Source organism: Orrella sp. JC864, assembly GCF_037026685.1.
Lineage (GTDB): Bacteria > Pseudomonadota > Gammaproteobacteria > Burkholderiales > Burkholderiaceae_B > Orrella.
Genome location: NZ_JBANET010000003.1, coordinates 209,178 through 233,521 on the forward strand (window position 1 = coordinate 209,178; position 24,344 = coordinate 233,521).

22 protein-coding genes and 1 pseudogene are annotated in these 24,344 nt (G+C 69.5%); 9 read left to right on the forward strand and 14 right to left on the reverse strand.

Annotated elements, in window-relative coordinates; translation table 11 throughout:
* The first annotated feature begins 4 nt into the window (after positions 1 to 4).
* Together V8Z80_RS04320 and V8Z80_RS04325 are read left to right on the forward strand one after the other, a co-directional pair.
* Positions 5 to 2,203: a xanthine dehydrogenase family protein molybdopterin-binding subunit gene (locus V8Z80_RS04320; protein WP_336061124.1), complete on the forward strand. Its 2,199-nt coding sequence runs from the start codon at positions 5 to 7 to the stop codon at positions 2,201 to 2,203.
* A gap of 142 nt (positions 2,204 to 2,345) precedes the next feature.
* Entirely contained in the window at positions 2,346 to 3,260 is a 915-nt protein-coding gene (locus tag V8Z80_RS04325) for a LysR substrate-binding domain-containing protein (RefSeq protein WP_155193406.1), read from the forward strand.
* A 33-nt stretch (positions 3,261 to 3,293) separates the two neighbouring features.
* On the opposite strand, the gene leuD is transcribed toward V8Z80_RS04325, so the two are convergent.
* From leuD to V8Z80_RS04340, 3 genes are read right to left on the reverse strand one after another with little or no spacing between them, the layout of a single operon-like run.
* A complete protein-coding gene (gene leuD / locus V8Z80_RS04330) occupies positions 3,294 to 3,938 on the reverse strand; it encodes a 3-isopropylmalate dehydratase small subunit (RefSeq protein WP_155193339.1) in 645 nt (214 codons plus the stop codon).
* A complete protein-coding gene (gene leuC, locus V8Z80_RS04335) occupies positions 3,931 to 5,349 on the reverse strand; it encodes a 3-isopropylmalate dehydratase large subunit (RefSeq protein ID WP_336061125.1) in 1,419 nt (472 codons plus the stop codon). Before leuC ends, leuD begins: the two co-directional genes overlap by 8 nt.
* 26 nt (positions 5,350 to 5,375) lie before the next feature.
* Complete coding sequence (locus V8Z80_RS04340) at positions 5,376 to 6,338, reverse strand: tripartite tricarboxylate transporter substrate binding protein (protein ID WP_336061126.1); 963 nt, start codon at positions 6,336 to 6,338, stop codon at positions 5,376 to 5,378.
* Positions 6,339 to 6,443: 105 nt separating this feature from the next.
* Here V8Z80_RS04340 and V8Z80_RS04345 point away from each other — a divergent pair, with 105 nt between their 5' ends.
* Positions 6,444 to 7,370, forward strand: a complete 927-nt coding sequence (locus V8Z80_RS04345) for a LysR family transcriptional regulator (protein WP_155193334.1) — start codon at positions 6,444 to 6,446, stop codon at positions 7,368 to 7,370.
* Between the two features lie 52 nt (positions 7,371 to 7,422).
* On the opposite strand, the gene V8Z80_RS04350 is transcribed toward V8Z80_RS04345, so the two are convergent.
* Positions 7,423 to 8,646 carry an MFS transporter gene (locus V8Z80_RS04350; RefSeq protein WP_336061201.1) on the reverse strand — a complete coding sequence of 408 codons (1,224 nt, stop codon included), beginning with the start codon at positions 8,644 to 8,646 and terminating at the stop codon, positions 7,423 to 7,425.
* A gap of 93 nt (positions 8,647 to 8,739) precedes the next feature.
* Here V8Z80_RS04350 and V8Z80_RS04355 point away from each other — a divergent pair.
* Positions 8,740 to 8,952 (forward strand): annotated as a pseudogene (locus tag V8Z80_RS04355) (SDR family oxidoreductase); the annotation flags it as partial.
* Positions 8,953 to 8,968: 16 nt separating this feature from the next.
* On the opposite strand, the gene glmS reads toward V8Z80_RS04355, so the two are convergent.
* Positions 8,969 to 10,801: a glutamine--fructose-6-phosphate transaminase (isomerizing) gene (gene glmS / locus V8Z80_RS04360; RefSeq protein ID WP_155193332.1), complete on the reverse strand. Its 1,833-nt coding sequence runs from the start codon at positions 10,799 to 10,801 to the stop codon at positions 8,969 to 8,971.
* A gap of 152 nt (positions 10,802 to 10,953) precedes the next feature.
* On the opposite strand from glmS, the gene V8Z80_RS04365 reads away from it, so the two are divergent.
* Complete coding sequence (locus V8Z80_RS04365; RefSeq protein WP_155193330.1) at positions 10,954 to 11,454, forward strand: Lrp/AsnC family transcriptional regulator; 501 nt, start codon at positions 10,954 to 10,956, stop codon at positions 11,452 to 11,454.
* A gap of 18 nt (positions 11,455 to 11,472) precedes the next feature.
* Here the strand turns inward: V8Z80_RS04365 and V8Z80_RS04370 are convergent, their stop codons facing one another.
* On the reverse strand, positions 11,473 to 12,531 hold the full coding sequence (locus tag V8Z80_RS04370) for a glycosyltransferase family 4 protein (RefSeq protein ID WP_336061127.1): 1,059 nt from the start codon (positions 12,529 to 12,531) through the stop codon (positions 11,473 to 11,475).
* A gap of 77 nt (positions 12,532 to 12,608) precedes the next feature.
* On the reverse strand, positions 12,609 to 13,505 hold the full coding sequence (locus tag V8Z80_RS04375) for an alpha/beta fold hydrolase (RefSeq protein WP_336061128.1): 897 nt from the start codon (positions 13,503 to 13,505) through the stop codon (positions 12,609 to 12,611).
* 71 nt (positions 13,506 to 13,576) lie between these two features.
* Between V8Z80_RS04375 and V8Z80_RS04380 the strand changes: the two genes are divergently transcribed.
* From V8Z80_RS04380 to V8Z80_RS04390, 3 genes are all read left to right on the forward strand, one after another.
* Positions 13,577 to 14,941, forward strand: a complete 1,365-nt coding sequence (locus V8Z80_RS04380; protein WP_336061129.1) for an FAD-dependent oxidoreductase — start codon at positions 13,577 to 13,579, stop codon at positions 14,939 to 14,941.
* Entirely contained in the window at positions 14,934 to 15,620 is a 687-nt protein-coding gene (locus tag V8Z80_RS04385) for a GntR family transcriptional regulator (RefSeq protein WP_336061130.1), read from the forward strand. Before V8Z80_RS04380 ends, V8Z80_RS04385 begins: the two co-directional genes overlap by 8 nt.
* Before the next feature lie 61 nt (positions 15,621 to 15,681).
* Complete coding sequence (locus V8Z80_RS04390) at positions 15,682 to 16,659, forward strand: Bug family tripartite tricarboxylate transporter substrate binding protein (RefSeq protein WP_155193319.1); 978 nt, start codon at positions 15,682 to 15,684, stop codon at positions 16,657 to 16,659.
* Positions 16,660 to 16,677: 18 nt separating this feature from the next.
* Here V8Z80_RS04390 and V8Z80_RS04395 read toward each other — a convergent pair whose 3' ends face one another.
* The 5 genes from V8Z80_RS04395 to V8Z80_RS04415 form a co-directional block, all read right to left on the reverse strand.
* Positions 16,678 to 18,000 carry a UDP-glucose dehydrogenase family protein gene (locus V8Z80_RS04395; RefSeq protein WP_155193317.1) on the reverse strand — a complete coding sequence of 441 codons (1,323 nt, stop codon included), beginning with the start codon at positions 17,998 to 18,000 and terminating at the stop codon, positions 16,678 to 16,680.
* 123 nt (positions 18,001 to 18,123) lie between these two features.
* Positions 18,124 to 19,422, reverse strand: a complete 1,299-nt coding sequence (locus tag V8Z80_RS04400; protein WP_442951934.1) for an MFS transporter — start codon at positions 19,420 to 19,422, stop codon at positions 18,124 to 18,126.
* A gap of 86 nt (positions 19,423 to 19,508) precedes the next feature.
* Positions 19,509 to 20,879 carry a bifunctional UDP-N-acetylglucosamine diphosphorylase/glucosamine-1-phosphate N-acetyltransferase GlmU gene (glmU, locus tag V8Z80_RS04405; RefSeq protein WP_336061131.1) on the reverse strand — a complete coding sequence of 457 codons (1,371 nt, stop codon included), beginning with the start codon at positions 20,877 to 20,879 and terminating at the stop codon, positions 19,509 to 19,511.
* Between the two features lie 65 nt (positions 20,880 to 20,944).
* A complete protein-coding gene (locus V8Z80_RS04410; protein ID WP_155193311.1) occupies positions 20,945 to 21,778 on the reverse strand; it encodes a PhaM family polyhydroxyalkanoate granule multifunctional regulatory protein in 834 nt (277 codons plus the stop codon).
* A 41-nt stretch (positions 21,779 to 21,819) separates the two neighbouring features.
* Positions 21,820 to 22,455, reverse strand: a complete 636-nt coding sequence (locus tag V8Z80_RS04415) for a glycine zipper 2TM domain-containing protein (protein ID WP_336061132.1) — start codon at positions 22,453 to 22,455, stop codon at positions 21,820 to 21,822.
* Positions 22,456 to 22,585: 130 nt separating this feature from the next.
* Here V8Z80_RS04415 and V8Z80_RS04420 point away from each other — a divergent pair, with 130 nt between their 5' ends.
* Positions 22,586 to 22,801: a DUF3717 domain-containing protein gene (locus V8Z80_RS04420; protein ID WP_336061133.1), complete on the forward strand. Its 216-nt coding sequence runs from the start codon at positions 22,586 to 22,588 to the stop codon at positions 22,799 to 22,801.
* On the opposite strand, the gene V8Z80_RS04425 is transcribed toward V8Z80_RS04420, so the two are convergent.
* Both V8Z80_RS04425 and cyoE read right to left on the reverse strand, forming a co-directional pair.
* The gene (locus V8Z80_RS04425) at positions 22,802 to 23,410 is read right to left on the reverse strand and encodes an SCO family protein (RefSeq protein ID WP_155193304.1); all 609 of its coding nucleotides are present in this window, start codon (positions 23,408 to 23,410) and stop codon (positions 22,802 to 22,804) included.
* A gap of 34 nt (positions 23,411 to 23,444) precedes the next feature.
* On the reverse strand, positions 23,445 to 24,335 hold the full coding sequence (cyoE, locus tag V8Z80_RS04430) for a heme o synthase (protein WP_336061134.1): 891 nt from the start codon (positions 24,333 to 24,335) through the stop codon (positions 23,445 to 23,447).
* Between the last annotated feature and the right edge of the window lie 9 nt (positions 24,336 to 24,344).

The following is a 24,344-nucleotide window of genomic DNA, read 5'->3' on the forward strand; positions in this document are numbered from 1 at the left end:
GCCCATGAACAGTTCGCGCCGGGACTTCCTGCGCACCGGCTCGGCCCTGAGCTTTGCCGTCATGGCCGGCGGCGCCCTGCAGGTCTTCCAAGGCACGGCGCTGGCCCGGCAGGCCGAGCCGCTCGCGCCCAACGCCTGGGTGAGCATCGGCCACGACGATACGGTCACGATCCGTTTCGGATCGACCGAAATGGGCCAGGGCGTCATGACCTCGCTGCCCATGATTCTTGCCGAAGAGCTCGATGCCGATTGGTCCAAGGTCCGGGTCGAGCAGGTCGACCAGGGGCCGCTGGAGGTCTACGGCAATCCCCATACCGGCGGCATTCTCTTTACCGCCGGCAGCTCGTCGGTGGCGGGCTATTTCGACATCATGCGGCGCGCCGGCGCCGGCGCGCGGCGCGTCCTGATCCATTCGGCCGCCCAGGCATGGAACGTGCCGCCCAACGAAGTAGGCACCGAACCGGGCGTGGTGATCCATGCGCGCAGCGGCCGCCGGATGCGATTTGGCGAAGTCGTGGCCCTGCCGCGCATCGTCGAGCAGGTACCGCAGGTCACGCCGGCCGATCTCAAGCCCCGCTCGGCTTACCGCCTGATCGGCACGGATCCGGGGCGGCGCGACATCCCGGGCAAGACCCGCGGCGAACCCGTCTATTCCATCGACGTGCGCCTGCCGGGCATGGTCTATGCCGCCCAACTGCTCGCCCCGGTCGAGGGCGAGCGGCCGCTGGCCGTGGACGATGCGCAGGCCAGGGCCCTGGAGGGCCTGGTCGACATCATCCAGCTGCCCCACTCGGTGGCCGCGGTCGCCACGAGCTGGGAAACGGCGCTGCGGGCCAGGGACCTGCTGGCGGTGCAATGGAGCACGGATTCGCCCTTTCGCTCGGCCGACAACGATGCGGACCTGGCGGCGACGGTGGCGGCGGTCAACGACCCCGGACGCCAGGCCACGGCATGGGAGTCGCGCGGCGATGCCTCCGCGGCCCTGCAAGATGGCCGGCACCGGCGCATCGAAGCGCAGTTCGTGACCGAGTACCTCTATCACGCGCAGATGGAACCGCTCAACGCCGTGGCCGCCGTCGATGCCGACGGCAAGGGCGCCGAAGTCTGGCTGGGCACGCAAAGCCAGACCGCCTCCATCGCGGCGGCCGCGCAAACGCTGCAGACCACGCCGGACCGGATCCGCTTTCACGCCATGCAGATGGGCGGGGCCTTCGGCCGCCGCACCTTCTTCGCACGCGAGAACCTGGGCGATGCGCTGCTGCTCTCGCGCCAGCTCAAGCGGCCCGTCAAGCTGATGTGGACGCGCGAGGACGACGTCAAGAACGGCTGGCTGCGTCCGCTCAGCGCCCATGCGCTGCAGGCGACGCTGGACGAGCAGGGCAATGTCGCGGCATTGCGCCACCGGGTGGCCAGCCCTTCCATCCTGGCCTTCGCGGCGCCCGCGCGCTGGGAAAACGCCAAGAACCGCGACGTGCTCGTGATGGAGGGAACCGAGAGCAGCGACTACGACATCGCCGATTTTCTTGCCGAGCACGTCATACTGGAGCGGCGCTCGCGCGTGTGCGCCTGGCGCGGCATCGGCTGGGTGCCGAACTGCTTCGCGCGCGAATGCTTCATCGACGAGCTGGCCGCGGCGGCCGGCAGCGATCCGGTGGCGTTCAGGCGCCGCCTGCTGGCCAAGAGCCCGCGCGCCCTGGCCGTGCTCGAGGCCGTGGTCGCCATGTCCAACTTCGGCAAGGCCCCCAGCGGGCGCGCCCACGGCATTTCCTTTGCGGGCTACAAGGCCACGCTGGGCGCGGGGGTCGCCGAAATCTCGATAGACGCCGAATCGGGACAGATCCATGTGCACCGGTTCTGGGCCGCCGTCGATCCCGGCTTGGCCATCCACCCCGACAACCTGCAGGCGCAAGTCGAAGGCGGGATCATCTTCGGCCTGTCCGGCCTGCTCAAGGAACGCATCACCATCGCCCAGGGCGAGGTCCAGCAGAACAACTTCTACGACTACGAGCCCTTGCGCATCCACGAGATCCCGCAGATCCAGGTGCAGATCGTCGAGTCCGGGGCCACGCCCTCGGGCGCCGGCGAGATCGGCGTGCCGATGACGGGCGCGGCCGTGGCCAATGCGGTCCATGCCCTGACGGACAAACGGCTGCGCGCCATGCCCTTCACGCCCGAGCGGATCAAGGCCCTGCTGGACAGCTAGCGCCTTGCCCGCACCTTGCCCGCGCCTGGCCAGCAGCCGGGCGCGGGCAAGGGCGCGGCCGGGCCGCACGCGCATTGACCGCCGGGCCACGGTGCGTTGAAATCGGCGTGTCTGTCCCATCATGATCGGCGATCTCCCTTTTATGGACCGCTTTCTTGCGTTGCAACTGTTCAATCGGATCGTCGAGCTAGGCAGCTTCACGCAAGCGGCGCTTGCCCTGGACATCCCCCGCGCGACGGCAACGCACGCGATCAAGCAGCTGGAGAACCGGCTGGGCGCGCGGCTGCTCGACCGCACCACCCGCCACGTCAAGCCGACCCTGGACGGGCAAGCCTTCTACGAACGCAGCAAGCGCGTGCTGGCCGAGCTGGAGGATGCCGAGTCCGCGCTCAGCACCCGCGTGGCCAATCCCCACGGCACGCTGCGGCTGGACGTGCACGGCATGCATGCCACCATGATCATCCTGCCGCGCATCGCCGAGTTTCACGAGCGCTATCCGAACATCGAGGTGGTCCTGAGCAGCGGCGACCGCCTGGTCGATCTGGTCAGGGAAGGCATCGACTGCGTGGTGCGGGCCGGCCAGCCGCGCGACTCCTCGCTGGTCGTGCGCAAGCTGGCCGAATTGCCGGAAATCATCTGCGCCAGCCCGCAGTACCTGGCCCGGCACGGCACGCCCCGGCATCCCTGCGAGCTGGAACAGCACCAAGGGATAGGCTTTTTCTCGCGCGGCCACGACTACCGCTATCCGTTCACCGTGATCGTCGATGGCAAGGTGCACGAATACCAAGCCAGCGGCTGGATCTCGGTCAACGACGCCGCCTGCTATACCAGCGCGGCACTGGCCGGCTGCGGGTTGATCCAGGTGCCGCGCTACCGCCTGGAAGACGACCTGAAGGCCGGGCGGCTGGTCCAGGTGCTGCCCGAGTGGACCTGCCCGGCGCTGCCCATCAGCGCGCTCTATCCTTTCCACCGGCAGCTCTCGCCCCGCGTCCGCGTGTTCATCGACTGGGTGCGGGAGCTGTATGCCGAGAAATTCGGCGCGGTCGCGGGCCATTGAGACGCGGCGGCCAAGCAGCGTCCCGCCTGCCGTTCAGGCCGGCCCCAGCCGCTCCCGCGTGCGCCGCGCCACGTCGCGGTTCCACGGATACCGATCCCAGTAGTCCTGCATGAAACGCAGGATCTCGGGCCGCTGCCTGAGCGACAGGCCGATCATGTCCAGCCCTTCGAGGAACATGCGCCGATGCCGCGCGGACAGCTCGAAGGCATGCTCGCCGGCCGGCGCCTGCACCCGCAGTCGCTCGATGTCGATCGTCACGACGTTGCCGCTGTCGGCCTCCACGTCGTCCATCAGCTGCTCGACGGCCCGGCGCGGCAAGGCCACCAGCAGCAGCCGGTTGTTCATCGCATTGGAATAGAAGATCTCGCCGAAGCTGGGCGCGATCACCGCGTCGATGCCGAACTGCTGCAAGCCCCAGACGGCATGCTCGCGGCTCGATCCGCAGCCGAAGTTGGCCCCGCCCACCAGGATGCGCGTGCCGGCATATTCGGGACGATTGAGCACGAATCCGTCGCGCGGCTTGCCCGAGGCGTCGAACCGATGGTCGTGCAGCACGCCGGCGGCCAGCCCGGCCTTGTCGATACCCCGCAGGAACTGCTTGGGCATGATCTGGTCGGTGTCCAGGTTCTCGAAGCGGATGGCGGCGGCCTTGCCGGACAGCAGCGTGGTCTCAGGCATGACTGGGCTCCAGTTTGCGCACGTCGGTGATGGTGCCGGTCACTGCCGCTGCGGCGGCCATGGCCGGGCTCATCAGATGGGTAATGGCGCCGCGCCCCTGGCGGCCCTCGAAATTGCGGTTCGTCGTGGAGGCGCAGCGCACGCCCTCGGCCAGCACGTCGTCGTTCATGGCCAGGCACATCGAACAGCCCGGCTGGCGCCACTCGAAACCGGCCTGCACCAGCACAGCGGCGATGCCCTCCTGTTCGGCCTGCCGCCTGACCGCGCCCGAGCCCGGCACGACCATCGCGCGCACGCCGCGGGCCACGCGCCGGCCGCGCACCACCTCGGCCACCGCCCGCAGGTCTTCGATGCGGCCGTTGGTGCAGGAGCCGATGAACACGTGCTGGATGGCGGTTCCGTCCAGGGGCTGGCCGGGCTGCAGCCCGGTATAGGCCAGCGCCCGCTGCGTGGAGCGCTGCCCGGCCTCGTCCATGCCGGGCGCCACGCCGGGCACGCGGGCCGAGATGGGCAGCACCTGGTCCGGGCTGGTGCCCCAGGTGACGTGCGGCTCGACCTGGGCCGCATCGAACCGGTATTCCTGGTCGAAGACAGCGCCCTCGTCGCTGCGCAGGCCGGCCCAATGCCGCCGGGCGGCCGCGCGCTGCGCCGCATCCATGTCCGGCGCGCGATCCAGCACGTAATCGATGGCGGCGGCATCGGGCGCGATCAATGCCCCACGGGCTGCCGCCTCCACCGTCATATTGCACAGCGTGAAGCGCGCCTCGACGCTCAGGGCCTCGATGGCGCCGCCGCAATATTCGACCACATAGCCGCGCGCGCCTTGCGCGCCGATACGCCCGATGATCATCAGGACCAGGTCCTTGGCGGTGGTGCCCCGGGGCAGCCGGCCGTCCACGCGGATGCGCATCGTGCGGGCCATGCGGTAGACCAGGGTCTGCGTGGCCAATACATGCTCGACCTCCGAGGTGCCGATGCCAAAGCCCAGGGCGCCCAGCGCGCCATAGGTGGTCGTATGGCTATCGCCGCAGATGACCACCATGCCCGGCCGGATCATGCCGTGCTCGGGCGCCACGACGTGCTCGATGCCCTGCAGCCTGTCATTGGTGTCGAACAGCGGGATCGCGTGGCGCTCGCAATTGGCGCGCAGGTTGGCGGCTTGCAGGGCTGACGCCGGATCGGCGATCACGCGCACGGGGCCCGGGTGCGTCGGGATGATGTGGCTGACCACCGCCACGTTCTGCCCGGGCGCCAGCACGCCGCGTCCCTGCTCGTGCAGGCCCGCGAACGCCTGCGGGCTGGTGTACTCGTTCATCAGGTGCAGGTCGCAATACAACAGCACGTTGTCTTCGTCGATCGTCGCCACCGTGTGCGAATCGACCAGCTTCTGGTAGAGCGTTCGGGGAGCCATTCTCACTGTCTCGTTGCCATGCATGCTCAGTCGGCGGTAATGCCGCGTTCCTTGATCAATTGCGCCCACTTGGGCATTTCCTGCTCCAGGCGCTGGCGCGCCGCTTGCGGCGTGCCCGGCGTGGGGTCGAAGCCTTCCTTGGCCATCCGCGCCTTGAGCGCCGGCGAGTCCAGCGCGGCGTTCAGCGCCCCGTTGAGCTTGTCAATCACGGGCTGCGGCGTGCCGGCCGGCGCAAAGACCATGAACCAGGTCTCGAACACGTAATCGGGCAGGCCGGCCTGCCTGGCGGTGGGTACGTCCGGCAGCATTGCCGAGCGCTGCGGCCCGGTGACCGCCAGGGCCCGGAGCTTGCCGCCCTGCACGTGCTGCTGCGCCGCCGAGACCACCGGAAAGCTCATGTCCACCTGGCCGCCGATGGTGTCCACCAGGGCGGGCCCGCCGCCGCGATACGGCACGTGCACGATGTCCACGCCGGCCACCGCCTTGAACAGCTCGGCAGACATGTGGAAGGTGCTGCCCACGCCGGCCGAGCCGTAGTTCATCTGGCGGGGGTGGGCCTTGGCATGGGCGATGAGCGCCTGCAGGTCCTGCGCCGGCACTTTCTCGTTGACCACCAGCACGTGCTGCGAGCTGGCCACCATGCCGATGGGCGCCAGGTCCTCGAGCGTGTCATAGGGCATTTGCGCGAACAGCGCCGGATTGATGGCAAGCGAAACCGTCTGCAAGCCGATGGTGTAGCCATCGGGCGCGGATTTGGCCACGGCGTCCACGCCGATGTTGCCGCCGGCGCCGGCACGGTTCTCGATCACCAGCGAGCCGCCCAGTTCCTTGGCCCAGGTATCGGCCACCAGGCGCGCGGCGATGTCGGCGCTGCCGCCGGGCGCATAGGGAACGATCAGGCGCACAGGACGTTCGGGATAGGCAGCGGCGCCCGCCGTGCCGACGGCAAGGACGCAAGCCGCGAGCGCGGCCAAAGGTGCGAATTTCATCGATGTCTCCGTTGGACTAGTTGTTGTGCGGACCATCGTATCATTCACCCACAGGAACTTAATTCACCAGTTTTTAATTCTTAGGTAACTCCAAATTACTAATTCATGAACAACCTGTCCGACCTGTCCTTCTTCGCCTGCATCAACCGCCTGGGCAGCCTGGCGGCCGCCGCGCAGGAACTGGGCGTCACGCCCCCGGCGGTCAGCAAGCGGCTGGCCGCGCTGGAAGCGCGCCTGGGCGTTCGCCTGCTGCACCGGACCACGCGGCGCATCCATCTCACGCCCGAAGGCGAGCGTTATCTGGTCGAGGGCACGCGCATCATCGAGGCGCTGGAAGGACTGGAGCGCAGCATCTCCGATAGCAGCGATATGCCGTATGGCCTGTTGAAGGTGGGCGCCACGCTGGGCTTCGGCAGGCAGCACATCGCCCCGGCCCTGGCGGATTTCACGCGGCTTTATCCGAAGGTGGAACTGCAGCTTTACCTGAGCGACCGGCAATTGAACCTGGTGGACCTGGGCCTGGACCTGGTGGTGCACTTCGGCGAAATCCCCGACGTGCGGCTGGCCGCCCGGCTGCTTGCGCACAACCGCCGCATCCTGTGCGCCGCGCCTTCCTACCTGGAGGCCGCGGGCATGCCCGATACGCCCCGCCAGCTGGCCAGCCACCGTTGCATCGTGATCCGCGAAAGCGACGACACCTTCGGCACCTGGCACCTGCGCAACGGCACGCGCCAGGAGTCGGTCAAGGTGCGCGGGGCCATGAGCACCAACGACGGCGCATCGGCCGTGGCCTGGGCGCTGGCCGGCCAGGGCATCATCGCGCGCTCGACCTGGGACGTGGCCGAGCACCTGCGCAGCGGCGCGCTGCGGCAAGTGCTGCCGCAGTGGGAAATGGCGCCCGCCGACATCTACCTGGTGTTCCCGTCGCAGAACAACCGGGCGCAGCGGGTGAGGGCCATCGTGGATTTCCTGCTGGCGCGTTTTGCCGGACACCGCGGCCGCGGGGCGCGTGCGGCGACGGGACGGTGGTGAAAGGGCGGCATGCCGCCCGCCGGCAGGCGGCAGGCGGCGAAGGCCGCTGGCCTCAGCCCCGCCAGCGCACCGCGCCCGCTCCCACCGCGAGCGCGGCGGCGGCCAGCGCCAGGGGCACGAAGGACACCCACAGCACCGTGGCCCAGTCATAGGCCGCCAGTATCCCGCCGGAGGCGAACGAGCCGATCGCCATGGTGCCGAACACGATGAAGTCGTTGAAGGACTGCACCCGGGTCTTTTCCTCGGGGCGGTGGCATTCCAGCACCAGCGCCGATGCGCCTACGAATCCGAAGTTCCAGCCTATGCCCAGCAGCACCAGGGTTACCCAGAAATGCGCCACCTCGATACCGGTGAGCCCGATCGCCGCTGAAACCGCGGTAAGCAGCAACCCGAGCGCAACAATGCGCCCGGCGCCGAAACGCGTGATCAGCCGGCCGGTGAAAAAGCTCGGCGCGTACATGGCGATGACGTGCCATTGCAGGCCAAGATTGGCGCTCTCCTGGGAATGGCCGCACAGCCGCATCGCCAGCGGCGCGGCGGTCATGAGGAAGTTCATCAGCATGTAGGACACGGCGCCGCAAACCACCGCGATGACGAAACGCGGCTGGCGCGCGATGACCGCCAGCGGCCGGCCTTTGGCCGCCGCTTCGGCCGGCGTGGGCCGGGGCAGCCGCACGCCGGCCAGCACCATCGCCGACAAGGCCGCCACGGCCGCCTGCACGACGAAGGTGGCGGCGAACATGTGGGCAGGCCACAGGTACATGGTGTGCGTCACCAGTTGCGGGCCCACCACGCCCGCCGCGACGCCGCCGCCCATCACGAAGGATAGGGCGCGGGCGCGCCGCGCCGGCGCTACGCCGTCCGCGGCGGCAAAGCGAAACGACAGCACCACGGCAGCATAGGCGCCGCCGAAGAAGGTGGCCAGGCAGAACAGCCAGAACGAGCCCAGCATGACGGCCAGCGCGGCCAGCAACCCGACCAGCACGCCGCATCCGGTTCCCGCCAGGAAGGCCGCCCGCCTGCCGTGGCGGCGGGCGATCACGCCCGCGGGCAGGATGCACGCGGCCATGCCGACCACGAAGACGGACAGCGGCAGCGTGGCCAACGCCCTGGCCGGCGCCAGCATGTCGCCGACGATGGCCCCGGTGGCGTAGACCACCACCGAATTCGCGCCGGCCAGCGCCTGCGCGATGGTCAGGCGCGCGATATTGCCGCGCTGCGCCTGCGGCGAGAGCGCCGCCTCCGCCGGGTCGTGCGTAGGTGCGGTGTCGGGCAAGGAAGGCTTGGGCACGCAGGGCTGCTTGTCAGGTGGAGAACGCGGGCAGTGTAGCCGGGAACTCCGGCCGGTCACGGAGAACCCGGGGGCGGCGGGTCCGGCGACGTGGTGACCAACATCACCAACCACATACACCCCGATGGGCCCGCCTTCCTTGCCGAACATGGCAAGAAGGCGCCGATACGCCGGGCGGCGCAGCCCGGCGAGATCGCCGAGGTCATCGCCTTTCTTGCCTCGGACAAGGCCAGCTACATCGTGGGCGCGGTGCTCATGGCCGACGGCGGCATGAGCGTGGCGCTGCCTTGAACGGCTTGGCCGCGCCCTACTCCACCGTCACGCTCTTGGCCAGGTTGCGCGGCTTGTCCACGTCCGTGCCCCGCGCGCAGGCCGTGTGGTAGGCCAGCAGCTGCAGCGGGATGGTATGCAGGATCGGCGAGAGCACGCCATAGTGCTCGGGCATGCGGATCACGTGCATGCCGTCGCCGCTGGCGATCTTGCTGTCCGCGTCGGCGAACACGTACAGCTCGCCGCCGCGCGCGCGCACTTCCTGCATGTTGGACTTGAGCTTCTCCAGCAGCACGTCGTTGGGCGCGATGGTGACCACCGGCATCTCGTCGGTGACCAGGGCCAGCGGACCGTGCTTGAGTTCGCCGGCCGGATAGGCCTCGGCGTGGATGTAGCTGATCTCCTTGAGCTTGAGCGCGCCTTCCAGCGCGATGGGGTAATGCATGCCGCGGCCCAGGAACAGCGCGTTCTCCTTGGTGGCGAAGCGCTCGGCCCAGGCGATGATCTGCGGCTCCAGCGCCAGCACCGAGCCGATGGCCGCCGGCAGGTGGCGCAGCGCCTTGACGTGGTCGGCCTCCTGCGCGTCGCTCAGCCGCCCGCGCACCTGCGCCAGGGCCAGCGTCAGCATGAACAGGCCGGTCAGCTGGGTGGTGAAGGCCTTGGTCGAGGCCACGCCGATCTCCACGCCCGCGCGGGTGATGAAGGCCAGTTCGCATTCGCGCACCATGGCGCTGGTGGCCACGTTGCAGATGGTCAGCGTGTGGCTCATGCCCTGCGCGCGCGCGTGCTTGAGCGCGGCCAGGGTGTCGGCCGTCTCGCCTGATTGCGAGATGGTCACCACCAGCGTGCGCGGATTGGGCACGCTGTCGCGATAGCGGTATTCGCTGGCGATCTCCACCGCCACCGGGATCTGCGCGATCGATTCGATCCAGTACTTGGCGGTCAGCCCGGCGTAGTAGCTGGTGCCGCAGGCCAGCACCAGCAGCGAATCGATCTCCTTGAAGACCTTGTGCGCGCCGTCGCCGAACTGCTCGGGCGTGATGCGCTCGACGTCTTCCAGCGTGTCGCCCACGGCGCGCGGCTGCTCGAAGATTTCCTTCTGCATGAAATGGCGATAGGGGCCCAGCTCGGCGGCGCCGCTGTGCACCTGCACGGTATTTTGTTTGCGCTCAACCTGGCGGCCGTCACGGTCGACGATCCACACGCGGTCCAGCTGCAGGTCGGCCACGTCGCCGTCCTCCAGGTAGATGATCTGGTCGGTGGTACCGGCCAGCGCCAGCGCGTCGGACGCCAGGAAGTTCTCGTGCTTGCCCACGCCCACCACCAGCGGCGAGCCCTGGCGCGCGCCCACCACACGGTGCGGCTCGTCGCGGCAGAACACGGCGATGGCATAGGCGCCATGCAGGCGGCGCACGGCCTGCTGCACGGCGTCGAACAGGTCGCCCTGGTACAGGTGGTTGATCAGGTGGGCGATGACCTCGGTGTCGGTCTGGCTTTCGAAGACGTAGCCGGCCGCCTGCAATTCCTCGCGCAGTTCGTCGTGGTTCTCGATGATGCCGTTGTGCACCAGTGCGATGCGCGGCTCGTCCTTGCCCTGCGCCGAGAAGTGCGGGTGGGCGTTGTGGGTGGCCGGCGCGCCGTGCGTGGCCCAGCGGGTGTGGGCGATGCCGGTCAAGCCGTTGAGCTTGTCCTGCCCGATCTGGGCCGAGAGCTCGGAGACGCGGGCGGTGCTGCGCGTGCGGCGCAGCTTGCCGTCCAGGTAGACGGCCACGCCGCACGAATCGTAGCCCCGGTACTCCAGGCGCTTGAGGCCTTCGACCAGGATGGGAGTGATGTCGCGCTGGGCGACGGCGCCGACGATGCCGCACATGGTGGGATCTCCTGCATAACGATTGAATTGGGGGCATTGTGCAGGAGGCACCAAGAAATTTGATGTCTTATTTATCGTATATTTGAATGATTATTCCCTTACATGTTTGTGATTAAATATTCTTTCTTGTTTAGCCTTAGAATGAACTAATCATGCGCGAAACCGCCGCCGCATCCCTGCAACTGGACGAACTGGACTGGCGCATCCTGGCCCAGCTGCAGGAGAACAGCGCCCTGACCAACCAGGACCTGGCCGCAAGCGTGCATGCCTCGGCCCCTACCTGCCTGCGCCGGGTGCGCCGCCTGACCGAGGCCGGCATCATCGCGCGGCAAGTGGCCTTGCTGGATCCGGCGCGCCTGCCCAGCACGCTGACCGCCATCATCGAGATCACGCTGGACAACCAGGCGGCCGAACGCATGGCCGACTTCGAAGCCATGATGCAGGACGAACCCGCCGTGCTGCAGTGCTATCGCGTCTCGCCCGGCCCGGACTTCGTGCTGGTCGCGCAGCTGCGCGACATGCCGGCCTATCACGCGCTGGTGCACCGGGCCTTCACGGCGCAGGCCAACGTGCGCAACGTGCGCACCTTCTTCTCGGTGCATCGGGCCAAGTTCGACACGCGCATGCCGATCGAGGCCATCGGCCCCGCATAGCAGGGCCTGACGGCGGCCTCACTGCCCCAGCAGCCGCTCGAACTGCGCCAGATAGCGCCGCCCCATCTGCGTCACGTCGTGTTCGCTGCGCACGTAGGCGTAGGCCTTTTCCACCGCCTGCGCGCGATAGGCCGCATCGTCCAGCATGCGCGCCATGCCGGCGGCCAGGGCCTGGTGATCGCCCACCGGCACCAGGCAGCCGCGCCCTTCCCCCACGCTTTCGCGCAGGCCACCGGCGTCGGTGGAAACCACCGGCACGCGCAGCAGGAAGGCATCGAGCACGCTGCTGCCCAGCGCCTCTTCCTCCGAGGCCATCACGAACACGTCCATGATGCTGTAGAAGTCCTCGACGCCGCGCCGGAAACCGGCCAAGTGGTAGACCTGCTGCAAGCCGCTGGCCGCCACCAGCTCGCGCGCGGCCTGCTCGCGGTTGCCGCCGCCGCCGAAGTGCAGGAAGACAAAGTCCTGGCGCTGCCCGGCCAGCAGCGCCACCGCGCGGATCAGGGTCAGCGGGTCCTTGTCCTGGATCAGCGCGGCGGAGGTCGCCAGCACGCGCTTGCCTTGCAGGCCGAACTCGGCCACCAGGGCCTGGACGTTGGCCTGGTCGATGGCGCGCGGCTCGACCGCGCTGCGGATGACCACGGGCGCCAGGCCCAGCCGGCGCGGCTCGCCGGCCGCCATGTCGCTGACGGCCACGATCAGGTCGGCATGGCGCCACTTCCAGCCGGTCTTCCATTGCTCGCCGGGCCGCACCGTGAAGGAGGTGCGGCGCGAGAACGCCACCTTGGCGCGGTGCAGGGGCTTGGCCAGCACCGCCCAGGTCAGGGTATTGGCGGTTTGCGCGTGGATGATGTCGTAGCGCCGGCCGTGGCGCGCCAGCCAGGCCAGCTGGGCCGGCGCGCGGCGCACTTCGTGCACCGCGAAGCCCTCGGCGCGGGCGCGCTCGGCCATCTGCCCGCCGGCGCGCGTCAGCAGCTCGACCGCGTGGCCCGCGCGGCGAAACGCCTGCATGCAATACAGCGTCTGCCGCTCGCCGCCGCGCCAGCCCTTCTCGAAATTCAGCTGCAGGATCCTCATGCGCGCTCCGCCCGGCGCCGGGCAAAGCGGGGATTATAGAAGCGGGCCGGGCGGTATCGGGCTGACACGCGCGCGCCTCATTCCAGATAGCGCCGGCACGCATCCACCAACGCCTCGGGCATCTCCTCGGCCAGATAGTGCCCGCAAGGCAGCGCCTCGCCGCACAGGTCCGCGGCGTAGTCCCGCCACAAGGCCAGCGGATCGAAGCAGCGGGCCAGGCCGCCGTGCTCGCCCCAGAGCACGGCAACCGGCATGGCCAGCCGGCGGCCGGCCGACCGGTCGGCGCGGTCGTGTTCCAGGTCGATGCCGGCGGCGGCCCGGTAGTCCTCGCACATCGCATGGATGGCCGCCGGCTCGCGCGCATGGCGCACGTACTCATCCCAGGCGCGCGGATCGAAGGCATCCATGCCGGCATGGCGCGTGCCCATGAAGCGCCGCAGCATGAATTCCGGGTCCGCGCCGACCAGCGTCTCGGGCAGCGGCTCGGGCTGGATCAGGAAGAACCAGTGCCAATAGGTGCTGGCAAAACGCATGTCCGTCTGTTCATACATCGCCAGCGTGGGTGCGATGTCCAGCAGCACCAGCCGGGAAACCGCCTGCGGATGGTCCAGCGCCAGGCGGTGCGCCACCCGCGCGCCCCGGTCGTGTCCCATCACGGCAAAGCGCGCGTGGCCCAGCGCCCGCATGACCGCCAGCTGGTCCGCCGCCATCGCGCGCTTGGCATAGCGCGCCCCGCCCCGGCTGGCGGGCTTGCCGGCCTGTCCGTAGCCGCGCAGGTCGGTCGCCACCACGGTATGGCGCCGCGCCAGCGGCCCGGCCACCTTGTGCCACATGGCGTGGGTCTGGGGAAAGCCATGCAGCAGAAGCAGCGGCGGGCCGCTGCCGCCCGTGACGTAGGGGATGGCGATTTCCTCGTCCGCCTCGCGGCAGACCACGGTGCCGCGCCGAAAGCCGGAAAACAGCGCCTCTTGCATGGGGCCTCCGTTTCTTCTACAGTTTGCATACCTGTATACAAGTATACAGATTAGCCAAACAGGAGGAAGACATGGCTGAATTCGATTGCGACGTCGCAGTCATCGGCGGGGGCGTAACCGGCGTGGCGGCCGGCATCGCCGCCGCCCGGCAGGGCGCCAGGACCCTGCTGCTCGAACCGCGCCCCTTCGTGGGCGGCAATGCCACCACCGGGCTGTGCCTGCACAACTACGTCACCCGCTACGGACGGCAGGTGGTGTTCGGCCTGGCCCAGGAGATCGTGGACGAGCTGATCGCCATGGGCGGGGCCGTGGGCCACGTGCCCTACGAGGGCTTCACCAGCGCGGTCACGCCGGTGGACGGCAATTATTTCCGCATCAAGACCACCGAGATGCTGGCGCGCGCCGGCGTCCAGGTGCTCTACGGCGCCACCGTGGTGGACGTGCAGACGCGCGGGCGCGGCATCGAGAGCCTGCGCTTTGCCGCCAAGGGCGGACTGCATGCCCTGCGCGCGCGCAATGTCATCGACGCCACCGGCGACGGCGACATCGCGGCCATGGCGGGCGTGCCGTTTCGCAAGGGCGACGGCCCCCGGGAACGCATGCAGCCGATCTCGATGATCCTGCACTTTCACAACGTGGACACGCGCCGCATCGCGGCCGAGCTGGGCGAGATCGCGCCGGCCATGGCGAGCCGGCCGGAAGGCGGCGAGCCCATCCCGGTGTACTTCAACGGCTCGTTCTCGAAGTGGAACGACGCCATCATGGCCGAAGGACTGTTCCCCAACCGCGACCGGCACGTGTTCTTCAACACCGTCTGGCCCGACCAGATCAACGTCAACACCTCGGCCGTGCTGGACCTGGACGGCACCGACCCGGTCCAGCTCTCGCGCGCGACGGTGGAACTGACCGCGCAGTGCGCGCGCATCGGCGACTTCCTCAAGCGCCACGTGCCGGGCTTCGAGCACAGCTATTGCATCCCGGCGGCCATCCCCGGCGTGCGCGAATCGCGCAACATCAACGGCCGCTACCAGCTCAGCGACGAGGACGTGCTCGAAGGCCGCAAGTTCGAGGACACCATCGGCCAGGTCTGCTTTCCGGTGGACATCCACGCGCCCGAAAGCAGCCAGGCGATCTTTCACCAGATCGGCGGCGATGGCGCGTTCGACATCCCGTATCGTACGATGCTGCCCGCGGACTACGACAACCTGGTGGTGGCCGGGCGCTGCGTTTCGGCGACCCACGTGGCCCACGGCGCCACGCGCAACATGGCGCCATGCCTGGTGATGGGCGAAGCCGCGGGAACGGCCGCGGCGATGGCCAGCGCCGCGGGCGGCCAGGCCGGCACGCTGGCGGTCCAGGCCCTGCAAGACGAACTGTTGAAGAACCGCGTATACCTGGGCGAGGCCTTTGCCCACCGAACGGAGACACATGTTTAGCGCCAATGCTTTCGATCCCTTGTGGGTAAGCGTCGCCGAACCGCTGCGGCGCCGCATCGTGGAGGGCGAAATCCCTCCCGGGCAGCTGTTGTCCGAGAACCAGCTCGCACAGGAGTTCGGCGTCAGCCGCACGCCCGTGCGCGAGGCCCTGCGCATCCTGATCGACGAAGGACTGGTCGAGATGATGCCCGGGCGCAAGGTGCGCGTGGCCGTACCGGATCCGCAGGACGTCCGGGAAATCTACGACGTGCGCTGGTTGCTCGAGGCCGAGGCGCTGCGCCGGCTGGCGGCCGATCCGCCGCTGTGCGAGCGCACTTGTGCCCAGCTGCAACGGCATTGCCAGCAAGGAAGCGAAGCATTGGCGCAGCAGGACCGCCGCCAACTCGCCGCGGCCAACGAGCGGTTCCACGAGACCATCGTGGCCGCGCTCGGAAACAGGCGCCTGATCGCACAGTTCCGGACCATCTACAACCTGATCTCGCTGTACCGCCACCAGACCTTGCAAAGCGAAGGCTGGGCCCAGGCGGGCAATGCGGATCATGCGCGGCTGGTCGAACTGATACGCGCGCAGGACCTGGACGCGGCGCTGACCTTATTGAAAGAACATCTGGACCATGCGCGGCAGATCATGCTCGAACGCATGCGCCAGAGAACGGGCCCGCAGGGCAAGCACGGCTAGACGCGCTCGAAACCTCCGACACGCCGGCCGTCCGTCCTCGAAGCGCCCGAGGAGACAAACCATGAATCGTCGTCATGCCATCGGACTGGCCGGCGCGCTGCTGGCCGCCGCCTTCCTGTCCTCGCCCGCCGCCGCCGGCCAGGACTTTCCCAATCGCCCCGTCACCGTCATCGTGCCCTATCCGCCGGGCCAGGCCTCGGACCTGATCATGCGGCTGATCAGCGCCAAGGCGGCCAAGTCGCTGGGCCAGCCCGTCGTGGTGGAGAACCGCGCGGGCGCCAGCGGCAACATCGGCACCGACGTGGGCGCGCGGGCGCCCAAGGACGGCTACACGCTGACCCTGGCCACCGCCGCGCTGCCGATCTCGGCCAACACCTACGACAACCTGCCCTTCGACCTGCGCAAGGACTTCGCGCCGGTGCTGCTCATGACCGCCATGCCGCTGGTGCTGGTGACCGCGCCCGAGTCCGGCCTGCGCGACGTCAAGACCCTGGTGGAGCAGGCGCGCGCCCGGCCGGGCGCGATCACTTTTGCCTCGTCGGGCCCGGGCACCAGCCATCACCTGACCGGCGAGCTGTTCAAGGCGCGCTCGGGCCTGGACATGCTGCACGTGCCCTACAAGGGCAGCAGCCCGGCGCACGTGGACCTGATGGGAGGCCGGGTGGACGTGATGTTCGACAACATCGTGGCGGTGCGCAACAACGTGCGCGAAGGCAAGCTGCGGGCGCTGGCGGTCACCTCGCCGCAGCGCAGCCCTTCGCTGCCGGATGTGCCCACGCTGCGCGAGGCCGGCTACGAGGACATGGACACGCAAGCCTGGTTCGGCCTGCTGGTGCCGGCCGGCACGCCCGAGCCGGCCATCGCCAGGCTTAACGAAGCCTTTGCCCAGGCCCTGTCGGACCCGGACATCCAGTCGCGCCTGGCGGACATGGGCGCGCGCGTGACGCCCGGCACGCCGCAGGCCTTCGGCCAGTTCATCGAGGCCGAGATCGAGAAATGGCGGCCGGTGGTCGAGCGCGCCGGCATCAAGATGCAGTGACGCCGGCCCGCCAGGGCATCAGCCGCGGCCGATGCCCTGGTACTGGATGCCCATTTCGCGCATCTCGGCCGGATCGTAGAGGTTGCGCCCGTCCAGGATGACGGGCGTCTTGAGCAGCGACTTGATGCGCTCGAAGTCGGGCGCGCGAAAGACCTTCCATTCGGTCATGATGATGAGCGCGTCGGCGCCATCGAGCGCCGCGTACATATCGTCCACGAAGCTGACCGCCGGCTGCCCGGCCAGCACCTTGCGCGCCTCGTGCATGGCCACCGGGTCGTGCGCGGCGATGGCCGCGCCGCGCGAGGCCAGCGCGGCGATCACTTCCAGGCTGGGCGCCTCGCGCATGTCGTCGGTATTGGGCTTGAAGGCCAGGCCCCACATGGCAAAACGCTTGCCCGAGAGATCCTCGCCAAAGCGCTTGATGGCCTTCTGGGCCAGGCGCTGCTTCTGCGCGTGGTTGGCCACCTCGACCGCGCTGACCACGTGCATCGGCACGCCATGCTCCTGGGCCGTGCGGATGAGCGCCTGCACGTCCTTGGGAAAGCACGAGCCGCCGTAGCCGGCGCCGGGGTACAGGAAGTGATGGCCGATGCGCGAGTCCGCGCCGATGCCCCGGCGCACCTGCTCGACGTCCGCGCCCAGCGCCTCGGCCAGGCAGGCGATCTCGTTCATGAACGAGATGCGCGTGGCCAGCATGGCGTTGGCCGCGTACTTGGTCAGCTCGGCCGAGCGCACGTCCATCACCATCACGCGTTCGTGAGTGCGCTGGAAAGGACCGTAGATGCGGCGCATCACGCTGATGGCGTGCTCTTCGTCGGCGCCCACGATGACGCGCTCGGGGCTCATGAAATCCTTGACCGCCGAGCCTTCCTTGAGGAACTCCGGGTTGGACACCACGCTGAACGGCAGGTCCAGGCCGCGCTCGGCCAGCACGCCGGCCACGGCCTGGCGCACCTTGTCGGCCGTGCCCACGGGCACGGTGGACTTGTCCACGATGATCTTGCGCTCGGTCATGTGCGCGGCGATATTGCGCGCGGCGGCCAGCACGTATTGCAGGTCGGCCGAGCCGTCCTCGCCCGGCGGCGTGCCCACCGCGATGAACTGCACCTCGCCGAAGGCCACGCTGGCGGCCACGTCGGTGGTGAACTGCAGCCGGCCGGCCCGCACGTTGCGCTCGACCAGCTCGTCCAGCCCCGGCTCGTAGATCGGGATGCGGCCCTCGCGCAGCATCTGCACCTTTTCCTCGTTGACGTCCAGGCACATCACGTCATTGCCCATGTCCGCGAGGCAGGCGCCCGTTACCAGGCCCACGTAGCCGGTGCCGATCACAGTGATTTTCATAGACTCATCAGCCTTCGTTCAAATAGGGTTCAAGCACGCTGCGGACTAGCCCGGTCGCTCCCTGCGCAGCCGGGGCGATTATAGGTGGCGGGGTCCGGCGCAGTTGTCACAACCTGCATCCGCTCAGCCCATGCGGCGATAGCGCCAGGCATTGACCGCCAGCGCCGCGAAAGCGCACGCGCTGCCCAGCGCCAGGGCATGGGTAGGCCCGCCGCTTGCGCTCAGGCCGAATCCCAGCGCCACCAGGGCCGTGCCGAAGCTCTGGCCGAACACGCGCGTCACCGCCTGCAGCCCGCCGGCCGCGCCGCTGCGGCTGATCGGCGCGGCGGTCAGCATGGCGCGATTGTTGGGGGTCTGGAAAAAGCCGAAACCGACGCCGGCCACCACCATGGCCGCCACCACCCAGCCCAGCCCCGCATCCACCGGCAGCAGCACCAGGGCCAGCAGCCCCAGGCCCATGGCCGCCGCACCGATGCCGGCCAGCAGCGCGGCAGACAGGGAATCGGACAGGCGCCCGGCCAGCGGCGCGGTAGCCGCCGCGCCCAGCGGCCAGGCGGCCATCAGCAGGCCCGTGGTGAGATGGTCGCGCTGCAGCACCTGCTGGAAATAGAAAGGCAGGCTGACGAACGAAGCCATCTGCGCGGCAAAGGACAGGGCCGATGCCGCCACCGCATAGGCAATCGTGTTCACGCGCAGCAGGTCCACCGGCACCAGCGGCGCGGGGCGTTGCAGCGAGCGGCGCACCAGCACATAGCCCAGCGCCGCGGCCGCGGCCATCAGGCCCAGCGCGCGCCCTGGCCGCGCGGCCAGGTGGTCCACGCCGATGATGAACAGCGCCAGCGCCAGCATGCACAGCAGGGCGCTGAGCCAGTCGAAGGGCTTGGCCGTGGTCGGCACGTCCGGCAGCATGCGCACGCCGAAGAAGGCCGCCAGGCAAATCGGCACGTTCACCGCGAAGATCCACGGCCAGGAGGCCACCGACAGGATGGCCGAGCCGATGGTCGGCCCCATCACGGTCAGCACGCCCACGGCCATGGCGTTCACGCTGATGCCGCGGCCCAGCATGCGCATGGGATAGATGTTGCGCACCAGCCCGCCGAACAGGCACATCAGCGTGGCCGCGCCCACGCCCTGGAAGGTGCGCGCCGCGATCAGCATCGCCAGCGAGCCGGCCAGGGCGCTGGCCAGCGAGCCGCACAGGAACAGGCCCAGCCCGCAGGCGAACATGCGCCGAAAACCCACCCGCTCGGCCACGGCCGACAGCGGCAGCAGCATGGTGACCACGGTCAGGTTATAGGCGTTGACGATCCACACGGCCGAGGCCGAGGAAATGCCCAGGTCGGCCGAGATGGTGGGCAGCGCCACGTTGGCGATGGTCGCGTCCAGCACCGCCAGCGCCATGCCGGTGAGCAGGGTAAGCACGGCCCAGTGCCGCCGCGGCGCGGGCAAGCCGTCCGGCGCGCAGGCCCTGGCGGCGCCGGCCTGCGCGGACGCTGGCTGCGGATCGCTCAAGACTTCTTGACCGGTCGTTTCCAGCCGGCGATGGTGGTCTGCGGGGAGCGGGAAAGCGTCAGCTGCCCGGCGGGCGCTTCGCGCGTCAGCGTGGTGCCCGCGCCCAGCGTGGCGCCGCGGCGCACGGTGACCGGCGCCACCAGCTGCGTGTCCGAGCCGATGAAGGCATCGTCCTCGATCACGGTGCGGTGCTTGTTCACGCCATCGTAGTTGCAGGTGATGGTGCCCGCGCCGATATTCACGCGCTGGCCCACGTCCGCATCGCCCACGTAGGCCAGGTGATTGGCCTTGCTGCCCTTGCCGATGCGGCTGTTCTTGATCTCGACGAAGTTGCCGATGTGCGCCTGCTCCTCCAGCCGCGCGCCCGGGCGCAGCCGCGCATAGGGGCCGACCTGCGCCTGCGCGCCCACCTCGGCCTGCTGCAGGTGGCTGTATGCCTCGATGCGCGCGCCCGCGCCCACCCGCACGTCGCGCAGCATGCAGTGCGGGCCCACGCGCACCCCGTCGGCCAGCTCGACCTCGCCCTCGAAGACGCAGCCCACGTCGATGTAGACATCGCGCCCGCACTTGAGCGAGCCGCGCTGGTCGAAGCGGGCCGGATCGGCCAGCGTGACGCCGGCCTCGAGCTGGCGGCGCGCCAGCTCGCGCTGCCAGATGCGTTCGAGTTCGGCCTGCTGCAGGCGGCTGTTCACGCCCAGCGTCTCCCAGGCGGCGCCAGGATGCGCGGTGCTGACCGGCGCGCCGTCGGCCACGGCCAGGCCGATGATGTCGGTCAGGTAATACTCGCCTTGCGCGTTGTCGTTGCTGATGCGCGAGAGCCAGTCCTTGAGCAGGCCGGTGGGCGCGGCCACGATGCCGGTGTTGACCTCGCCGATGCGGCGCTCGGCCGGGCTGGCGTCCTTGTGCTCGACGATGCGCACCACCTTGCCCTGCGCATCGCGCACGATGCGGCCGTAGCCGGTGGGATCGGCCAGGTGCTCGGTCAGCACGGCCAGCCCCCGCCCCCGCGCCTGCAGCAGGCTGCGCAGGGTTTCGGGCTGCACCAGCGGCACGTCGCCGTAAAGCACCAGCGTGGCATCGTCGGCATCGCCCTGGCCCAGCAGCGGCACGGCCTGCTGCACCGCATGGCCGGTGCCCTGCTGGGGCTGCTGCAGCACGAAGTGCAGGCCCTCCTGCCCGGCGTAGGCCGCCTGCACGCGGTCGGCGCCGTGGCCCACGACCACGATGATCCGCCCGGGCGACAGCGCGCGCGCGCCGTCGAGCACGTGATCGAGCATGGGCTTGCCGGCCAGGGTGTGCAGCACCTTGGGCAGGTCCGATTGCATGCGCTTGCCCATGCCGGCGGCGAGGATGACGATGTTCAGCATAGATTTCCGGAAAGTCGTTGGCCGCGGCACGCCCGATCGCATGCCGCGAGAAGAGGCGAAGTCGGTCAGGTGGCGGGCTTGCGGGCGGCAGCGCGCTTGGCCGCCGGCTTGGCGGTACGCTTGGCCGCCGGCTTGGCTTTGCCGCGCGCGGCAGGGGAAGCTGCGGCAGGCGCGCCTGCGGCGGATGTCCCCGCGGCGGGCGTGCCCTTGGCCGATGCGGCGCCCGCGCCCGGCGCCCGGGGCTGGCCGGCCGCGTCCTGCTTGCCGCCCGAGGCGGGCATGGAGGCGGCGGTCGCCGCGGCGATCTGGTCGAACTGTTTTTGCAGCAGGCTCCACCAGGCCTGCGAGGCCGATGCGACCGGATCGGGCATGCCGGCGGCCGGCGGCGGCAAGTCCTGGGACTTGCCGGCCTCGGACGAGCCTGGCTCGCCCGGGCGCCCCGCTTGGGGCTCGGGCGGCTGCGCCGGCTCGCGCGCGGGCGCCTGCTCCGGCGCCGCCTTCTTGCCGGCGGCCTGCCCCGGCCCGGCCTGCCCCGGCCGTATGCCCAGCAGGACCTCCAGCGGCGAGGCCTCGGCGCCGGCGGCCATGCCATCGGCAAAGGAACGCAAGGTGGCGATGGTGGCGCGCTGCACCTCCAGGCCCTGGATGGTGCTGCTCAGCAGCGACAGGTTCATCTGCAGCCAGTTCTCGACGGTGCGCAAGTCCGCGATGCGCCGCTCGAGCTCCTCGAGATTGAGCGGCGGCGTCATGGGCATGCTCTGCGCCAGGCCGCCGGCGCCGGCCAGGCTGGACCAGGCGTGGCGCATCATCTCCATGCTGGCCAGCAGGGGGTTGCCCGAAAGCTCGGGCCCCTGCCCCATGCCGGGCAGGACGAAGGGGTTTTGATTGCTAGCGGTCATGCGTTGTCCCAGAGGCGGATGCGGCGCGGTGTCGGGCGGCCCTAGCGCAGCACGACCCGGCCGTTGTCTTGTACCAGCACGTGGTCGCCCGAGGCCAGATGGAAGGGCTCCTGGCTGGTGAAGGTGCGCAGCGACCCGTCGCTCATACGCACCCGCATCTCGTGGCGTGTCACGGTTCGTTGCCCTTGGATATTACGCTCGATTTCACGGCCGGCCAAAGCGCCGCCCAGCCCGCCCAGGATGGTCAGCGCCGTCTTGCCGCTGCCGCCGCCGAACTGGTTGCCGACCACGCCGCCGACCACCCCGCCGGCCACGGTGCCGACCAGGCCGTTGCTGCGATCGCCCACCGGCACCTGGATCTGGCGCACGCTCTCGACCGTGCCGCAGTTGCGGCAGTCGGCCGCCGCCTGGCGCGGCGCGGCCGGCGGGGCCGATTGCACCGGCGCGGGCGCGCCCTGGGCGGCGGGCGCGCCGGCCGGCGGCGCCTGCTGTTCGGCCGGGACCGCCGGCGGCCCGGCATCCGGCGCCTGCTGCGCCTGCGAGCCGGGCAGCCAGCCGGCCAGGGCCGCGATGGCCACCACGCATAGCGCGATGATCGCCAGGGCGGCCGCGGCCACCAGCGGGTGAAGGGCAAGCGCGGCGCGCTCGCGCTGCGTCTGGATGGGCGTAATCTTCATGCTCGGCTCCTGAAAGCAAACCTCGGTGCCTGTATAGCACCGGGGCATGGTATCGGGAGGTTGCGAACGTGACCGTTTGCAAGGCGCCAGCCCGGCGCGCAAACGCCCGGCATTCTGGGACAATGGCCGCATGAAAAGCACCGTGACCCTGACCGAGCTGGAAGAGGCCATCAACCACTGGCGCAGGCGCTCGCCCTCGCAAGGCGAGGCGCACCGGCTATGCCCGCAGGCGGCCGCGCTGGCCGAGCCCTACGCGGGCATGATCATGGCCCATCGACACGAAATCGCGCTCTCGGAGCTGGGCCCGCAGGCCCGCGAGGCGCTGCAGGCGGCGGGGATGGACTGATCAGCCCAGTTCGAGCAGCGTCCTGACGTCGTGCACCAGGACGTCGACCCCGGCGGTGTTGTTGACCAGCACGCGCGATTCACCCTTGGCATCGAGCAGGTAGATCGCCGCCGTGTGGTCCATGCTGTAGTCGCCGTCCGGGCGCGGCGACTTGGCGTAATACACCTTGAACGACTGGGCCGCCTGCTTGACCTGCTCGGGCGTGCCGGTCAGGCCCTCGAAACGCGGATCGAAGGCGGTCACGTATTCGCGCAGCACCTGCGGCGTGTCGCGCTCGGGGTCCACCGTCACCAGCGCCACCTGCACGCGGTCGGCGTCATCGCCCAGCTGCTGCATCACCTGGGCCATTTCGGCCAGCGCGGTGGGACATACGTCCGGGCACTGGGTAAAGCCGAAGAACACCACCATCACCTTGCCCTGGTAGTCGGCCAGCGTGCGCGGCTGGCCGGCGGTGTCGACCAGGGACATCTGCTGGCCCAGGCGGGTGCCGGTGATGTCGCTGCCCATGAATTCGGGCTTGTCCTTGCCGCACGCGGCGAGCAGGGACAAGGTGCCCAGGGCCAGGACGGCGCGCAGCAGGCTGCGCCGCAGGGAAAAACGGTAGGTCATGGCAGGCTCCGAGAGTCGGCGGCAAGGCAGCGCACTAGATCAGCTGCAGCCAATGGTCGATCAGCAGGGCAAAGAACAGCAGCGCCAGGTAGAGGATGGAGTAGCGGAACGTGCGGCGCGCCAGTTCGTCGCTGTAGCGGCGGTACAGCCGCCAGGCATAGGCCAGAAAGACCAGCCCCAGCGCAAGGGCCGCCACCAGGTACAGCAGCCCGCTCATGCGGATGGCATAGGGCAGCAGCGTGGTGGCCAGCAGTGCCAGCGTATAGAGCAGGATGTGCAGGCGCGTGAAGCGCTCGCCGTGGGTGACCGGCAGCATGGGCAGCCCGGCGTTGGCGTAGTCCTGGTTGCGGTACAGCGCCAGCGCCCAGAAGTGCGGCGGCGTCCAGATGAAGATGATCAGCACCAGCACCCAGGCCTCGGCCGGCACGGCGTTGGCCATGGCCGCCCAGCCCAGCGCCGGCGGCATGGCGCCCGAGAGCCCGCCGATCACGATGTTCTGCGGCGTGCGCGGCTTGAGGATGACCGTATAGATGACGGCGTAGCCCACGAAGGTGGCGAAGGTCAGCCACATGGTCAGGGGGTTCACGCCATGGTAGAGCACCAGCATGCCGGCCCCGCCCAGCAGGCCCGAAAGCCCCAGCACCTGGGCGGCGGTGATGGTGCCTTGCGCGGTGGCGCGGCGCGCGGTGCGCGCCATGCGGGCATCGACCTCCTGCTCGATCAGGCAGTTGATGGCGAAGGCCGCCGCGGCCAGCAGCCAGATGCCCAGGGTGGCCGCCAGCATCCGGCCCAGGTCGGGCATGCCGGGCACGGCCAGGAACATGCCGATCACGGCGCAGAACACGGCCAGCTGGGTCACCCGGGGCTTGGTCAGCACCAGGTATTGGCGCAGCAGGCCGGGCTGGGGGGCAAGGGCGGAAGTCATGAGGCTATT

Coding starts and splice junctions, on each gene's coding strand:
- V8Z80_RS04375 (WP_336061128.1), bottom strand. CDS start 13,505: ATGCAAGAGGCGCTGTTTTCCGGCTTTCGGCGCGGCACCGTGGTCTGC.
- V8Z80_RS04380 (WP_336061129.1), top strand. CDS start 13,577: ATGGCTGAATTCGATTGCGACGTCGCAGTCATCGGCGGGGGCGTAACC.
- cyoE (WP_336061134.1), bottom strand. CDS start 24,335: ATGACTTCCGCCCTTGCCCCCCAGCCCGGCCTGCTGCGCCAATACCTG.
- V8Z80_RS04340 (WP_336061126.1), bottom strand. CDS start 6,338: ATGAAATTCGCACCTTTGGCCGCGCTCGCGGCTTGCGTCCTTGCCGTC.
- V8Z80_RS04365 (WP_155193330.1), top strand. CDS start 10,954: ATGCGCGAAACCGCCGCCGCATCCCTGCAACTGGACGAACTGGACTGG.
- V8Z80_RS04410 (WP_155193311.1), bottom strand. CDS start 21,778: ATGACCGCTAGCAATCAAAACCCCTTCGTCCTGCCCGGCATGGGGCAG.
- leuD (WP_155193339.1), bottom strand. CDS start 3,938: ATGCCTGAGACCACGCTGCTGTCCGGCAAGGCCGCCGCCATCCGCTTC.
- glmU (WP_336061131.1), bottom strand. CDS start 20,879: ATGCTGAACATCGTCATCCTCGCCGCCGGCATGGGCAAGCGCATGCAA.
- glmS (WP_155193332.1), bottom strand. CDS start 10,801: ATGTGCGGCATCGTCGGCGCCGTCGCCCAGCGCGACATCACTCCCATC.
- V8Z80_RS04320 (WP_336061124.1), top strand. CDS start 5: ATGAACAGTTCGCGCCGGGACTTCCTGCGCACCGGCTCGGCCCTGAGC.
- leuC (WP_336061125.1), bottom strand. CDS start 5,349: ATGGCTCCCCGAACGCTCTACCAGAAGCTGGTCGATTCGCACACGGTG.
- V8Z80_RS04370 (WP_336061127.1), bottom strand. CDS start 12,531: ATGAGGATCCTGCAGCTGAATTTCGAGAAGGGCTGGCGCGGCGGCGAG.
- V8Z80_RS04425 (WP_155193304.1), bottom strand. CDS start 23,410: ATGACCTACCGTTTTTCCCTGCGGCGCAGCCTGCTGCGCGCCGTCCTG.
- V8Z80_RS04325 (WP_155193406.1), top strand. CDS start 2,346: ATGGACCGCTTTCTTGCGTTGCAACTGTTCAATCGGATCGTCGAGCTA.
- V8Z80_RS04390 (WP_155193319.1), top strand. CDS start 15,682: ATGAATCGTCGTCATGCCATCGGACTGGCCGGCGCGCTGCTGGCCGCC.
- V8Z80_RS04395 (WP_155193317.1), bottom strand. CDS start 18,000: ATGAAAATCACTGTGATCGGCACCGGCTACGTGGGCCTGGTAACGGGC.
- V8Z80_RS04345 (WP_155193334.1), top strand. CDS start 6,444: ATGAACAACCTGTCCGACCTGTCCTTCTTCGCCTGCATCAACCGCCTG.
- V8Z80_RS04385 (WP_336061130.1), top strand. CDS start 14,934: ATGTTTAGCGCCAATGCTTTCGATCCCTTGTGGGTAAGCGTCGCCGAA.
- V8Z80_RS04420 (WP_336061133.1), top strand. CDS start 22,586: ATGAAAAGCACCGTGACCCTGACCGAGCTGGAAGAGGCCATCAACCAC.
- V8Z80_RS04415 (WP_336061132.1), bottom strand. CDS start 22,455: ATGAAGATTACGCCCATCCAGACGCAGCGCGAGCGCGCCGCGCTTGCC.